Raw genomic sequence first — 14,352 nt, 5'->3', positions numbered from 1 at the left:
CTGGCTTGCCTGCGATAGCGGCCTGACAGACAAAAAATATCTAAAGCCTTGCGGAGCCTAATGATGACCACCCCAAAAATTTCCTTCTACAACCTGGCCTGGCGCTGGCACTTCTACGCCGGCCTCTTCGTCGCCCCGTTCATGGTGCTGCTGGCCCTCACCGGCATCATCTACCTGTTCAAACCCCAGCTCGACCCGCTGATGTACGGCAACCTGCTCAACGTGCAAAGCGCCGAGCACGCCCTGAGCGCCGACGAACAACTGCAACGCGCCCAGGCAGCTTTTCCCCAGGGCAAAATCAGCAAATACCTGCCACCCGCCGACGCCACCAGCAGCGCGCAATTCGTGATGCACAACGATGGCCGCGAAGTGACGGTATTCGTCGACCCGTATCGCGGCACCGTCCTCGGTGAACAGGATGCCCAATACAACCTGCAAGCCATCGCCCGCGCACTGCATGGCGAGCTGATGATCGGCACCGTCGGCGACCGTTTGGTGGAACTCGCCGCCGGTTGGGGCGTGATGCTGGTGGTATCCGGCGTGTACCTGTGGTGGCCACGCGGCAAGTCTTCGGCGGGCGTGTTGTGGCCACGGCTCAACAGACGTGGCCGAGTGTTCTGGCGCGATATGCATGCGGTCGCCGGTTTCTGGGGCGCGGCATTTTTGCTGGTGATGCTGCTCAGCGGCATGACCTGGACCGGCTTCTGGGGCAAACAATACGCCGAGCTGTGGAATAAGTTTCCCGCCGCGATGTGGAACAACGTGCCGCAGTCCGACCAGCAAGCGCGCAGTCTCAATACGGCCAGCCAGCAGACTGTGCCATGGGCAATGGAGAACACGCCAATGCCCATGTCCGGCGACCACGCCGAACATATGAACCACGGTGCGATGCATTCAGGTCCCGCCGCGCCGACGGTACGCCTGCAACAAGTGGTCGACCTGGCCAACGCACGCAAGGTCGAACCCGGCTACAGCATCACGTTCCCCACCACCGCCGAAGGCGTGTTCACCGTCGCGGTGTTCGCCAACGACCCACGCAATGACGCGACCCTGCATGTGGATCAGTACACCGGCAAAGTGCTGGCCGATGTACGTTGGGAACACTACAACCTCGTCGCACGCGCCACCGAAACCGGTGTAATGCTGCATGAAGGCAAGATGTTCGGCTGGGTCAATCAGCTGATCGTGCTGGTGATTTGCCTGATGATTTTGCTCAGCGCGGTGAGTGGCGTGGTGATCTGGTGGAAGCGTCGGCCACACGGTGGGTTGGGAGTGCCGCCGTTGCGCCATGACCTGCCGAAGTGGAAAACCGCGATGGTGATCATGTTCGCGCTGGCGATCATTTTCCCGTTGGTGGGTGCATCGCTGATCGTGGTGTGGGCGCTGGATCGCCTGGTGCTGGCGCGCCTTTTCAACCAACGTGAATCTGCCTCAGGTTCTGCATGAAGCAAGCGAGATGCCCACGCCAGAGGCTTTCTGTAGCCTTGCGCGACTTTTGTCGCGCAGCCAATAAGTGTTAACTTATAACACTTTCTGCGTTATCGTTGCTCGCCGCGCCCTGCGGTGAGCACCCCTCTCAAGAAGCGATTGATCGACCGATGAACAAGTACCTCGCGTCCGGCCTGTGCCTGCTCGCCCTGCATAACAGCGCCCAGGCCCTGACTCTGCCCGCCAGCCCCGTGACCGCGCCCGCCGTGGATGACGAGCGCGTTGACCTGAACACGCCGACCACCGCCGGTTCGCGCTTGAACCTCACGGCCTTGCAAACCCCGGGCAGTGTCGAGAGCCAGACCGGCGAAAAAATCCGCGAGCGCGGCGACGCCAGTGTGCAGGACGCCATCTCCCGCGCCACCGGCATCAGCCGCACCGGCTCGCCGGGCGACGGCGGCACGTCGTTGCAGGCCCGTGGTTTTACCGGGCAGAGTTCGGTGCTGCAGCTGTACGACGGGCAGCGCATGTTCGACGGCGCAGGCACTTCCACCTTCCCGGTGGACACCTGGTCGGTTGAGCGCGTGGATGTGCTGCGCGGCCCGGCCTCGGTGATGTACGGCCAGGGCGCCACCGGCGCGGTGATCAATACGATTGCGAAGAAGCCGTTCACCGGCGAAATCGAAAACCATGTGCGCCTGGGCTACGGTTCCTATGACCGCCAACAGCAAGCGCTGGACAGCGGCGGCTCACTGACTGACACACTGAGCTACCGCCTGAACGTCAACCGCCTGCGCAGCAACGGCTTCATCGCACTCGGCGACTCCGCCAGCGATTTCGTCAGCGGCGCGCTGCGCTGGCAGCCGGCCGACACCCTGAGCTTCACCCTGGCCCACGACTATGGCGACCAGAGCCCGCAGAACTACTACGGCACGCCACTGATCAACGGCCAGTTGCACAAAGGCCTGCGCGACAAGAACTACAACGTCAGCGACGACAAACAGCACTACAACGACCAGTGGACGCGCCTGACCAGCGAGTGGCAGATCAACGACAACGTCACCGCCACCAACGAGCTGTCGTACCTGAAAAACCAGCGCCGCTGGCAGAACGCCGAGAGCTACAACTTTGTGAATGGCGGTTTGGTGCGCCAGGACTACCTGGGCATCAAGCACAACCAGGAACAGGTCGGTGACCGCCAGACGTTCACCTTCAAGCACACACTGTTCGGCCTCGACAGCCAGACGGTGACAGGCGTTGAGTACAATCGTATTCGCTTCCGCCTGGCCAGCAATGCGCCGTTTAACGACGTGCCAGGCGGCGGCCAGCCGGTGGATATTCAGCACCCGGTGCCGCAGCCGTTTGTGAGCGACAGCCCGTTTATTGCGCAGTCGGTCAGCACCACCAAACAGCTCGCTGCTTTTACCGAAAACCGCCTGCAGCTGACCGATAAACTCTCGTTGATCACTGGCGCGCGCCGCGACTACCTGCACATCGATAGCAATGATCTGACGGCTGCGAACACAGATTCCGACAAGACCCTGACCGGCAACAACTGGAAAGCCGGCCTGGTCTACGCGATCACACCGAGCACTTCGGTCTACGGCCAGTACGCCACCAGCACCGACGGTGTCGGCAGCCTGATCAGCCTGAGCCCGAGCCAGCAGCAGTTTGGTTTGTCCACCGCCAAACAGGCCGAAATCGGCTTCAAGCAGGCGTTCTGGGACTCGCGTGGTGAATGGACCCTGGCGGCCTATCACATCGTCAAAAAGAAACTGCTGGTGAGCATCCCCGGCACCACCCTCAAGGAGCAAGTCGGCCAGCAATCCTCCAACGGCCTGGAAGCCAGCCTGGACCTGCAACTGCCCAACGCCTGGCAGCTGCAAGCCAATGCGGCCATTGTGCGGGCGCAGTACGACGACTTTTCCGAAGTGGTCAACGGCCAGGCTGTTTCCCGCGACGGCAACCGCCCGGTGGACGTGCCCAACCGCACCGCCAACCTGTGGTTGAGCAAGACGGTGACCGATGACATTCGCGCCGGTGCCGGTGTGCGTTACGTCAGCGCCCGTTATGCCGACACCGCCAACAGCAGCGAAGTGCCGAGCTACACCGTGGCCGACGCCAGCGTATCGTGGAGGGCCATGCGCAATACCACCCTGGGCCTTGAGCTGAACAACCTGTTCAACCGCACCTACGCCGTCAGCCAGTACAACAATGGCCAACAGTGGATACTGGGTGAGCCGCGCTCGTTCTTCGTCACGGCGGACTACACCTTCTAACTGATACACACGCTCCCTGTGGGAGCTGGCTTGCCTGCGATGAGCATAGGTATCTACACAACCGGTTAACACGAAGTCTGTGGCAGGTGGGCTTTTGTGGCGAGCAGGCTTGTCCTGCGTTGGGCTGCGAAGCGGCCCCCGTACAGGCACGGCAATTTTGCTGAAAGTACTCAGCGTCTGTTTTTGGGGCTGCTTCGCAGCCCAACGCAGTACAAGCCTGCTCGCCACAGGAGAAATAGGCTGCTTTTAAAAGTTGTGTAGATACCTATGGCTATCGCAGGCAAGCCAGCTCCCACAATTTACTGTGTTGAACTTGAGAATATTGATGGCCTCACTCACCCTCACCGACCTTGGTTGGACCCCACCGGGCCACGACCACTGCAATCATCGCTTCCAGCTGCGAGATGCCAGCCTGCAGGTCGGTGCGGGGGAGTTTGTCGGGCTGATCGGCCCTAACGGCAGCGGCAAGACCAGCCTGTTGCGCTGCGCTTATCGCTTCAGCAAACCCGAACGCGGTGACGTGCTGCTCGAACACCAGAATGTGTGGAAACAAAGCGCCAAATGGTGCGCACAACGCATCGCGGTGGTGCTGCAGGAGTTCCCGGACACCTTCGGCTTGCGCGTCGACGAAGTGGTCGGCATGGGCCGCACGCCCCACAAAGGTTTGTTCGATGGCGACACACTGCACGACCAGCATCTCATCCGGCAGGCGCTGGAATCGGTCGGTATGCACGGCTTTGAAGACCACGCGTTCGCCACGCTCTCGGGCGGTGAAAAACAGCGCGTGATCCTCGCCCGCGCCTTGGCGCAGCAGCCGCAATTGTTGATCCTCGACGAGCCGACCAACCACCTCGACCCACGCTACCAGTTGGAGCTGCTGCGGCTGGTCAAGCGCTTGAACATCGGCACCCTTGCAAGCATTCATGACCTGAACCTGGCCGCGGCTTTCTGTGACCGTTTATACGTGATCAACCATGGGCGCATTGTCGCCAGCGGCACGCCTCACCAAGTGCTGACCGCCGAGTTGCTGCGTGATGTCTTCGGCGTCGAAGCCTTGATCGACGCTCACCCTTTGGCCGGCTACCCCCGAATCACCTGGATAACCCAACCATGATCCTGCGCTCCCTGTTGTCTCTCGCGTTGTTGTTCGGCACTGCCCAAGCGTTTGCCGAAGCCACCCATTACCCGGTGACCGTCAAAAGCTGCAACCGCGACGTGACCTTTCAGGAAGCGCCGAAATACGCGGTCAGCCACGACATCAACATGACCCAAATGATGCTCGCCCTGGGCCTCAAGGATCACATGGCCGGCTACAGCGGCGTCACCGGCTGGAAGTCGGTCACGCCGCAAATGGCCGACACTCTCGTCGGCCTGCCGGAGCTGGCGAGCAAGTACCCGTCGGTGGAAACCCTGCTCAACGCCAACGTGGATTTCTTCTTCGCCGGCTGGGATTACGGCATGCGCGTGGGCGGCGATCTCACGCCGCAAACCTTGCAGCCACTGGGCATCAACGTCTACGAGCTGACCGAGTCCTGCGCCTTCGTAATGAAGCGCCCGGCCGCGACCCTGGACGACACCTATAACGACCTGCGCAACCTGGGCAAGATCTTCAACGTGCAGGACCGCGCCACGGCTTTGATCGCGCAGATGCAGGCGCAAGTGGCCGAGGTGCAACAGCACCTGCCCGCCGACAAGCCTCGGGTGTTCCTCTATGACAGCGGCGAAGACCGCGCCATGACCTCCGGCCGCCTGGGCATGCCGCAAGCGCTGATCACCGCCGCAGGCGGGCGCAATATCCTCGATGACATCGACGCCAGCTGGACCCGCGTTAATTGGGAAACCGTGGTGGAGCGCAACCCGCAGGTGATCGTGATTGTCGACTACAGCGAAATCACCGCCGCGCAAAAAGAACAATTCCTGTTGGATAACCCGGCGTTGCAGTCGGTGGACGCCATCAAGAATCAGCGCTTTATCGTGATCCCGTATGTGCAGGCAACGCCAGGCATCGACAACGTGCTGGCGGTGGAAACCCTGGCCAAAGGGTTCCACGGCGAATGATCAGCCGCCGCTATGCTCTGCTGCTGAGTGCGCTTGGCGCGTTGTTGCTGGTCTCTTGCGTGATCTCGCTGGGGTTTGGCTCGGCGCGGGTGCCGGCGGACGTGGTGTGGCGGATTCTGCTCAACAAGGCCTTCGGCCTCGGTGACGTCAACTGGAGCACCGGCCAGGAACATATCGTCTGGTTGATCCGCGTGCCGCGCATGTTGCTTGGCGCACTGGTCGGGGCCGGGCTGGCGTTGATCGGCGCCGTGTTGCAGGCGGTGACGCGCAACCCGCTGGCCGACCCGCACCTGCTCGGCGTGACCTCCGGCGCCACTCTCGGCGCGGTGATCGTGGTGTTGCACGTAGGGGAAGTCGTCGGCTTGCTGACCTTACCTATCGCCGCCTTCATCGGTGCGCTGCTGAGCATGCTGGTGGTGCTGGCCGTGGCCAGTCGTAACGGCCGCCTGGAGAGTGATCGCCTGCTGTTGTGCGGCGTAGCCGTGTCATTCGTGATGATGGCGGTGGCCAACCTGCTGCTGTTCATGGGCGACCATCGCGCCGCCTCGGCGGTGATGTTCTGGATGCTCGGCGGCCTGGGCCTGGCGCGCTGGGAACTGTTGGCGATCCCCACTGCGACTGTGCTGCTGGGGCTGTTGATACTGGTGGGCATGGCGCGGCCGCTGAACGCATTGATGGCCGGCGAACAGACCGCCGTGACCCTGGGCATGAACGCACGTTCTGTGCGTTTGAAGGTGTTCCTGGTGGCGTCGTTGATGACCGGTGTGCTGGTGTCCATCAGCGGCTCCATAGGCTTTGTCGGGCTGATGGTGCCGCATATTGCGCGGCGTCTTGTGGGCGCTGAGCACCGGCGTTTATTGCCGGTGTGCGCGTTGCTGGGCAGCCTGTTCCTGGTGTGGGTTGATGTCGCCGCCCGCACCCTGATCGCCCCCGAAGACTTGCCCATTGGCGTGGCGACGGCGGCGATTGGCGGGCTGTTTTTTATCGGGTTGATGCGTAAGCGCTGAACTCAGAGTTCGTCCCGATTCCGTTCATACCAGAACTCTTCGGGTTCCGGCTCTGCCTCGCTCCACTCCTCACCCAATGGCCCAGCAACTCTCCAGAAGGCATCGGTGACCAGCACTGACAATTTGCCCAAGGTTCGCAATCGCGCAACGAACACACGGGGCACCGGTGCCATACCCGGGGCAAGCAATCGGTCTTCAGATGCCGTAAACGCCGGTACGTACTTGAGCAGCGCACCATTGCGGCAGGACAGATAACAACTCTCGGCGTCAGGGGCATTCGCCCTGGCTACCGACACGTAGTCGTGAAGATCGTCCTTGGCAACGAAGTTACCCAAGAGTTCTTTATCTATCGCTTCAAAGCTGGACGTCGACGCAATGGCTTTATAGAACGCCTGCACAGCGGCGATTTTGTAGGTACTCAGTGTATTTTCAGGCGGTACATCAAACCCGGCATGATCAGCCCAGAACAACAATTCCAGGGTACTGGTACTTCCCGTACCCTGATCTTCCACCGGGTCGAGCGCGACGTACCCCGGCGTTTGCCCCGGCACCAGCACAGCGCCCAGGTACTGCTTGCCCTTGAACGGTGCAACCAAGCCTTGTGCATAGCGGGCCGCATCATCGGTGTAAGTAAACAGCGGGCCGCAGAACGAATGAAAATGCGGATCGTCGGCGAAAGCATGAGGCGCTTTATTCGGCTCCCAATGCTCAGTGACCCTCTCTTTCTTACCCCAGACCTCACTGGTCACCCGAATGTACAACTTCCCCGCGCCCGCAAGGCGGCGCACATAATCACGTACCGTAAGGGAGGCATCGAGCAATTGTGTGCGTTCGATATGTGCCTTGCTCGTCCATGGGTACAACGGCGCCGTTTTGGGAAACTCATACGTGAGCAGCGCACCGTCGCTGCACAACAGATACAGCGTCGGAGCACTGCCGTTACGTGCATAGGTGACAACGTTGAGTGCCTTGGCGATGTACTGGGGCGGGAAAAAACTGCGCGCCATTTCATCATTGCTACCGGCGATGGCCACGGTCGAAGCACAGAGATACAAACCATCAAACACATAGCCCTGTGGCAATTGGCCGTCGATAAAGACCTGTTTAAAATCAGCAAAGTCGTCTCTGACAAGCGCCAGGGTTGCCTTATAGAACGGTTTGTTAGCCGACTTGAGTACGTAACCGAAGGCCACTTCGGTTTGAGGCTTCCATAGGCGTTGAGCGTAACGAACGGCATCGACCGCCCGGGTGAAAATCGGGCTGCAGGGCGCGTCCATGAACACAGCGCGAATATCCCCAGGATGGGTTGGCGGTATATTCGCCACAAAATCCCCCACCAACTTCCTGGGCGGGCCCCATACCCCATCGCCTTCTATCACGCTCAGATTGCCGGCTTTCACCACCTCGGTGATGAAGTCCTGCGGCGAGAGCGTGCCACTGCGAAGTTGCTGCTCAATACTGTTGTCACCGTAATCACCCTTGACCTTGTTAAGTGGCGCGAGACGATCCTTGAGTCGCTCCTCCTCGGCAGAGCCCGACAGGTGGTAACTGAGGATCGAGCCACTGGGGCCAAACACATATTCACGGTTAAGGTGGGCCTCACGACGCAACAGGTTTGACAATACCGCAGTCGGTATCATGGTTTTATAGATGGCTTTTTGGGCGACGGATAACAACAACGGCCCCTCTTGATCTATCAAAGAACGATAGCGCGCAACAATCGTACTGTTCTGAGGGTAAAGCGCTAAATCAGCAGCCCGATCCGGGTATATCCAGTGTAATGCCAACCCTTGAGGTGGAAGCGCCAGTGGTTCAGTCGAGACAAACAGACCATTTCCCAGCCTGAGTATCACCCCGGCAAAACGCCGATAGTATCCGTTGTTCACCCTGGCAGCTGCATAGCGGGCTGCATCGTCGGCACTCGCGAAGCAGGGGCTTAAACGCCGCGGTGTCAGGGTTGCGTAACTGCTCCAGCTAGGGGCGACCTGACCTTTTTTATCCCAGAACTGGCTGGTACGTACCACATGCAGCATTCCCTTCAGCGCCCACTCACTAAGGAAGCTCTGGGGTGTCTTCTCGCCGGAGTCCAATGCTTGCTGCGCCTGCGTCAACAATGTATCTGCCGGGCCGCCACTTTTGACGTCAAGCCGCGGGGGCTCATACCGCAACAGCGCGCCATCAAGGGTGGAAAAGTACACCGACAGGTTGCTCGGGCCACTCCGAATAGCGGCATAAAGAGCAGAGAACAATACTGTTGGCGTGACAAAAAACAGCGTCAACCAGGCGTTCGACGTATTTTGCCCGGCACGTGACCATTGCTGCGAGCGAAACAGCCCGTGCAATATAAAACCATCGGGTAGCTGGTAACCCCCCTCGGGCTTAAGTTCAAACAGGCTGTTGAGATTGAACAGTTCGCTCTCACTGACAACGCCCACTACCTCGCTGGCAATGTACTGCTCCTTGTCCCTATGCTTGAGGATGAAAGCAAAACAGGCCGCCTGCGCGAAGTTGCGCGCATGCACGCGTCCGTGCAGGTTACGGGCCGCCTCATCGGCACTGGCAAATACGGCACCGTAGGTGGTGTAGTCAGGTGGGCCCGATCTTGGTGCGTAGGAATAGTTAGGCGTCCAGTCGTTGTAGACCACCGAACGCTGGCCCCATAACGGGTTGCCCAGGATGATCTTGAAGTCCCCCGCCTCGGCCAGCCGCCGGACCCAGTCGGCCGGCCGGATCTGCCCGTTGTCTAGGCGCTTGCCGAGGCTGTTGTCGCCCGCCTGCGGGCCGATATTGGCCAGCAGCAACTGTTCCTGCGCCGAATGATTTGGGGTGTACTCCAACAAGCAATCACTGGCCCCCGACAGGTACGCCACGCGACCGGCCGGAATGATCGAGTACATTTCATCATCGGAGAACACTTGCAGGTTGATCTGCGCCTCCTCATGCGTCCAGCCGCGCCGCGCAACCCAGGACGGGCTCACCATCGACAGAGCGGTATGGGAACCGTAGCGAGCATGCAACACATAAGGCTCCGGCGGGATCAACGGCCCGTTACCGTCGCGTGGAAAAAACAGAGTGAAGGCAAATGGGTTGGCCGCACTGGACACTGGCTCAGTGATAACAAAACGGCCATCTTCGCCCTTGAGTATATAACCGCCGTAGTAGCCGCCACGCCAGTTGTTGATTTGCTCATGGGCATACACCGCGGCATCGCGCGCCGAGAGAAACGAACGGCTAAGGGTTGCCTTGTAAAACGACTCTATCAGGTTCGAGCGGTTATCTACCCTCCCGACCTTGCGCCACAATCCTCCGGCCTGCACCACCGAAAGGTCCGTCGCCGCAATAACCCTGCGCACGTAAGCCCGAGGGCTCAACGTACCGGTGAGCATGGCCGCCTGAGCACCATTATCGTTTAGCTCGCCCGTGTCGGTTTCCCGCACCAGATCGGTGGTGTTCGTGGCTGCGGGCACCCTGAAGCTCAACAGCGATGAATCCGAGGCCAGCATGTACAGCGACAACCCACGCGCCGGGTTCTGGATGTCCTGGCTTGCGCGCGCTTGACGGGTGGCGGCCACCACCTGCGCCGGGGTGAAAAACGTACTGGCCAGCCAGGTTTCCCGGGCGGCAATTTCGCCGGTCTCATACCAACTGCTGAAGTAAATGGCTTCCAGCCGAAATTGCGAAGGCAAGCGCAGCTTGCCGTCTGGGCGTTTTGGAAACACCAGGTTTGGCGAAAACAGTGGATCACCCTTGGGCAGTGCCAACGTCGCAACATACGCGTCATCACGGGAGTGCTTGAGTACAAAGCCACACCGGCCGCCCTCGCTCCCCGCCAGCGAAAGTGCACGCAACACCGCAAGCTCAGGCCGTGAAAACACCTGAGTAAAAAACGGTTGTTGCGGTGCAAGGGTCGCCGGCGTTCTGATCCGCCATGTGTTGCTTATACGCCCGCGAACGCCTCCCCATACCGGGTTGGCAATCACTGTCCACAACTCACCCGCCGCAGCCAGCAACCGGATGGGATGCTCGAAATCACTGCTGGTTTCACCCGGCCCGCCGCGCAGTTGCAGGTCCAGCGTTTTTTCAGCGATCGAGCCACTGCTGACATACTTGAGCAGCACATCATCTGGCCCGGACAAATAGTGGACTTTGGCGAACGTTCTTTTTTCAAAGCTGAAGAGTTGATCGGCACCGGAATAGAAGTTGTTGAACACCTGCACCTGGTCCGCCGTGAAGTGTGGAAGTGCGCGCTTGATGCCCTCAGCATCGGCGGGATGAGAGTGGTAAAAGGCCTCGGCCTGGTAATCATCAGGGGCGATGAACTTGCCCTCACTGTCACGGGCCAACATGCGCCCGTGATCAAATTGAACGCGCTCTCCTGCGATGGGATCTGTGGCGTAGAAGCGATTGCCGCGCTTGAAGACCACACCACCATACTCAATGTCACGACGCTGGCCGATCACCGCATGCGCCCAACGCGCCGCATCATCGGCGGTGATAAAGGCCGGACTGAACACCGGTAAGGGAATGCCAGAAAAGGGTCGCCAGTTCGCCTCGACCGTGCCGGTTTTGTCCCAGAGTTGGCTGCCCTTGCCGGGAGCGCTGGCCTTGAGCACCGTCAATTGTCCCGCCGCCGCCAGGCGCTGCACGAACTCACTCGGTTTGAGGCTGCCGGCGATCAAGGTCGAATCGATTTGGTTATCCACAATCGCGCCGTCAGGCTCAACACGATAAAGCTGCGCTTCGATAGCCGAGAATGAACAGGTGTAGCGCAACACCGCGCCATCTTCGGTGTTAAGAAATATCGACAGCCCGGACTGCTTGAGCAGTTCAGGCACCAATCGCCCCTGGTAAAGGTGCCGGACCAGTTCCGGGGGTGAAAAGAAATTGCGGTACAGCCATGGTTGCCGGGTCTGGGCCAATGCCGCATAGCCCGCCTTGCCCAGGCAAACACCGATCAAGTGAAAATGCGCAGGCAGGCGATGTTTGCCGTCCATGTCCTTGGGAAAAACCTCTTGCACCGAGGGCTGGCGGTCGACCGTGCCAGAAGGCTCGGTCACCCCATACAAGTCCTGGGTATCATGCTTGAGCAGGAACACATACTGGGCCGCCCCTGGCATAGCGGCCAAACGCGCCCGAGCGTGGCTGAGCGCATCGGTGAGGCTCGCCTGCACGGGGCCACAGGGCGGCAGCTCCTGGGTTTTGGTTTTGAAGGCCCGGTAGGGCGTCCATGTGTGGGGCACCTCTCCCGTAGAGCCGCCCCACACGGCGTTGGACACGACAATCGACAGCTGGCTGACGCTGGCGACTTTCTTGAATAGATTCTCCACCACACCGTCATAGCCTTCGGGCCTGCCGAACGGTTCCTTGTCCCGCAGCCACACGGCAAAACGCCGCTCGGCCTCCGAACGGGTGGGGACGTGCTTGAACAACGAACCATCAGGGCCGGACACATAGAAGGCGCTGAAAAATACCGGATCCAGAATATTGCCGATCAAGTCAGGCTCGGAATAAAAGCTGTTCAGCGCCTTGATCTGACGAGCTGAAAGCTCAGGGTTGTTGCTTTTGTACTGGGTGAAAAAGTCCGGGTGCGAGTGATACTCCGCCACGCACCGATAGCCCTCGGGATGCAGGAGCCGCTTATTACTGTCCTCGTTGAGAACCGTGCCCACATCAAAAAAATTCTCGCCGCCCTCAATGGGGTCGGTCGCGTAAAACAGATCGTCGGCCAGGCTTTGCATAATGACCCCGCCATACTCCTTGTCCTGCGCGCCACCCATCTGGTGATGGGCATACCGGGCCGCATCATCCATGCTGACAAACCCCGGCCCAACCGGGGGCAACTCCACCTCTGGCTTGGGGTCTGCCCCAAACCAGCCACGTTTGACTCGTGCCATCGCATCACCTTCCTATGACAGGCTTCATGGCGCCAGGATTGGCGGCCATAAAGCCCATCTTCGGCAATGGCAGGCGACCTGGGGTGCCAAATAGGCACCCCAACAAGTCCGCCCTCACGCGATGCCCCGTTTTGAGGCTTGCCCTGCACGGGGCCGCTTTAGCGGCGCCACACTGGTGCGCCATGCGACAGCGACTGGCGCCATAGCGCCCTGAAACCGGTACTGCACGGCGCAGGCACAGCCTTTGCAAAGCCCTGTGTATCTGCCCCACAACACTATCGGTTTACGGAGATCGCACCATGAAGCGTCGTAGCTTGATCAAGGCTTTCACTTTGTCGGCATCCATTGCCGCCATGGGTTTGACCTGGACCGTCCAGGCCGCAGAGACCATCAAGGTCGGCATCCTGCACTCGCTGTCCGGCACCATGGCAATCTCCGAAACTTCGCTTAAAGACATGGCCTTGATGACCATCGACGAGATCAACGCCAAGGGCGGTGTGAACGGCAAGATGCTGGAACCGGTGGTGGTGGACCCGGCGTCGAACTGGCCGCTGTTTGCCGAAAAAGGCCGGCAGTTGCTGACCCAGGACAAGGTTGCCGTGGTGTTTGGCTGCTGGACCTCGGTGTCACGTAAATCGGTATTGCCGGTGTTCGAAGAACTCAACGGCCTGCTGTTCTACCCGGTGCAATACGAAGGTGAAGAGATGTCGCCGAACGTGTTCTATACCGGTGCGGCGCCTAACCAGCAGGCGATCCCGGCCGTGGAATACCTGATGAGCGAAGAAGGTGGCGGCGCCAAGCGCTTCTTCCTGCTCGGCACCGATTATGTGTACCCACGCACCACCAACAAGATCCTGCGTTCGTTCCTGCATTCCAAAGGCGTAGCGGATAAAGATATTGAAGAGGTCTACACCCCGTTCGGCCATAGCGATTACCAGACCATCGTCGCCAACATCAAGAAGTTCTCGGCCGGCGGCAAGACCGCAGTGATCTCCACCGTGAATGGCGACTCCAACGTGCCGTTCTACAAGGAGCTGGCCAACCAGGGCTTGAAAGCTACCGATGTACCGGTGGTGGCGTTCTCGGTGGGTGAAGAAGAGCTGCGCGGCATCGACACCAAGCCACTGGTGGGCAACCTCGCGGCCTGGAACTACTTCCAGTCGGTGGAGAACCCGGTGAACAAGAAATTCGTTGCGGACTGGAAGGCCTACGCCAAAGCCCACAACCTGCCAGGCGCGGACAAAGCCGTGACCAACGACCCGATGGAAGCCACCTACGTAGGCATCCATATGTGGGCACAGGCGGTTGAGAAAGCCAAATCCACCGATGTCGACAAAGTCCGTGAAGCCATGGCCGGCCAGACCTTCGCCGCGCCGTCGGGCTTCACCCTGACCATGGACAAGACCAACCACCACCTGCACAAGCCGGTAATGATCGGCGAGATCCAGGCCGACGGGCAGTTCTCGGTGGTATGGCAGACCGAGAAGCCGATCCGCGCCCAACCGTGGAGCCCGTACATTCCGGGTAATGACAAAAAGCCGGACTATGCCGTGAAGAGCAACTGATCCGAGGGGTGTCGGCCCTTAAGGCTGACACACACCCTGTGGGAGCTGGCTTGCCTGCGATGCAGACAACTGGGTGTATCTGATACACCGCCATCGCAGGCAAGCCAGCTCCCACATTTGT

7 protein-coding genes are annotated in these 14,352 nt (G+C 60.0%); 6 read left to right on the top strand and 1 reads right to left on the bottom strand.

Translation table 11 applies throughout. The features are described from left to right. Positions 1-63 precede the first annotated feature (63 nt). The 5 genes from HU759_RS03865 to HU759_RS03845 all read left to right on the top strand — a co-directional run bounded on the left by HU759_RS03865 (position 64) and on the right by HU759_RS03845 (position 6,772). Positions 64-1,446, top strand: a complete 1,383-nt coding sequence (locus tag HU759_RS03865) for a PepSY domain-containing protein (protein ID WP_186618005.1) — start codon at positions 64-66, stop codon at positions 1,444-1,446. Between the two features lie 152 nt (positions 1,447-1,598). Further along, positions 1,599-3,707 (top strand): TonB-dependent receptor, encoded by a 2,109-nt coding sequence (locus HU759_RS03860; protein ID WP_186618003.1) that lies wholly within the window; start codon positions 1,599-1,601, stop codon positions 3,705-3,707. Positions 3,708-4,032: 325 nt separating this feature from the next. Beyond that, positions 4,033-4,821, top strand: coding sequence for an ABC transporter ATP-binding protein (locus HU759_RS03855; protein ID WP_099548123.1), 789 nt, complete (start codon positions 4,033-4,035; stop codon positions 4,819-4,821). After that, entirely contained in the window at positions 4,818-5,765 is a 948-nt protein-coding gene (locus tag HU759_RS03850) for an ABC transporter substrate-binding protein (RefSeq protein ID WP_017136768.1), read from the top strand. Before HU759_RS03855 ends, HU759_RS03850 begins: the two co-directional genes overlap by 4 nt. Further along, positions 5,762-6,772 carry an iron ABC transporter permease gene (locus HU759_RS03845; RefSeq protein WP_017136769.1) on the top strand — a complete coding sequence of 337 codons (1,011 nt, stop codon included), beginning with the start codon at positions 5,762-5,764 and terminating at the stop codon, positions 6,770-6,772. Before HU759_RS03850 ends, HU759_RS03845 begins: the two co-directional genes overlap by 4 nt. Before the next feature lie 2 nt (positions 6,773-6,774). On the opposite strand, the gene HU759_RS03840 is transcribed toward HU759_RS03845, so the two are convergent. Then, a complete protein-coding gene (locus HU759_RS03840; RefSeq protein ID WP_186618001.1) occupies positions 6,775-12,666 on the bottom strand; it encodes a DUF4329 domain-containing protein in 5,892 nt (1,963 codons plus the stop codon). 299 nt (positions 12,667-12,965) lie between these two features. Between HU759_RS03840 and urtA the strand changes: the two genes are divergently transcribed. Continuing rightward, complete coding sequence (gene urtA / locus HU759_RS03835) at positions 12,966-14,231, top strand: urea ABC transporter substrate-binding protein (RefSeq protein ID WP_017136771.1); 1,266 nt, start codon at positions 12,966-12,968, stop codon at positions 14,229-14,231. Positions 14,232-14,352: the final 121 nt, after the last annotated feature.

The sequence above is a fragment of the Pseudomonas sp. OE 28.3 genome, assembly GCF_014268205.2.
GTDB classification, from domain to species: domain Bacteria; phylum Pseudomonadota; class Gammaproteobacteria; order Pseudomonadales; family Pseudomonadaceae; genus Aquipseudomonas; species Aquipseudomonas edaphica.
The sequence above is the reverse complement of the archived record's forward strand: the minus strand, read 5'-3'. Positions and strand labels throughout refer to the sequence as shown.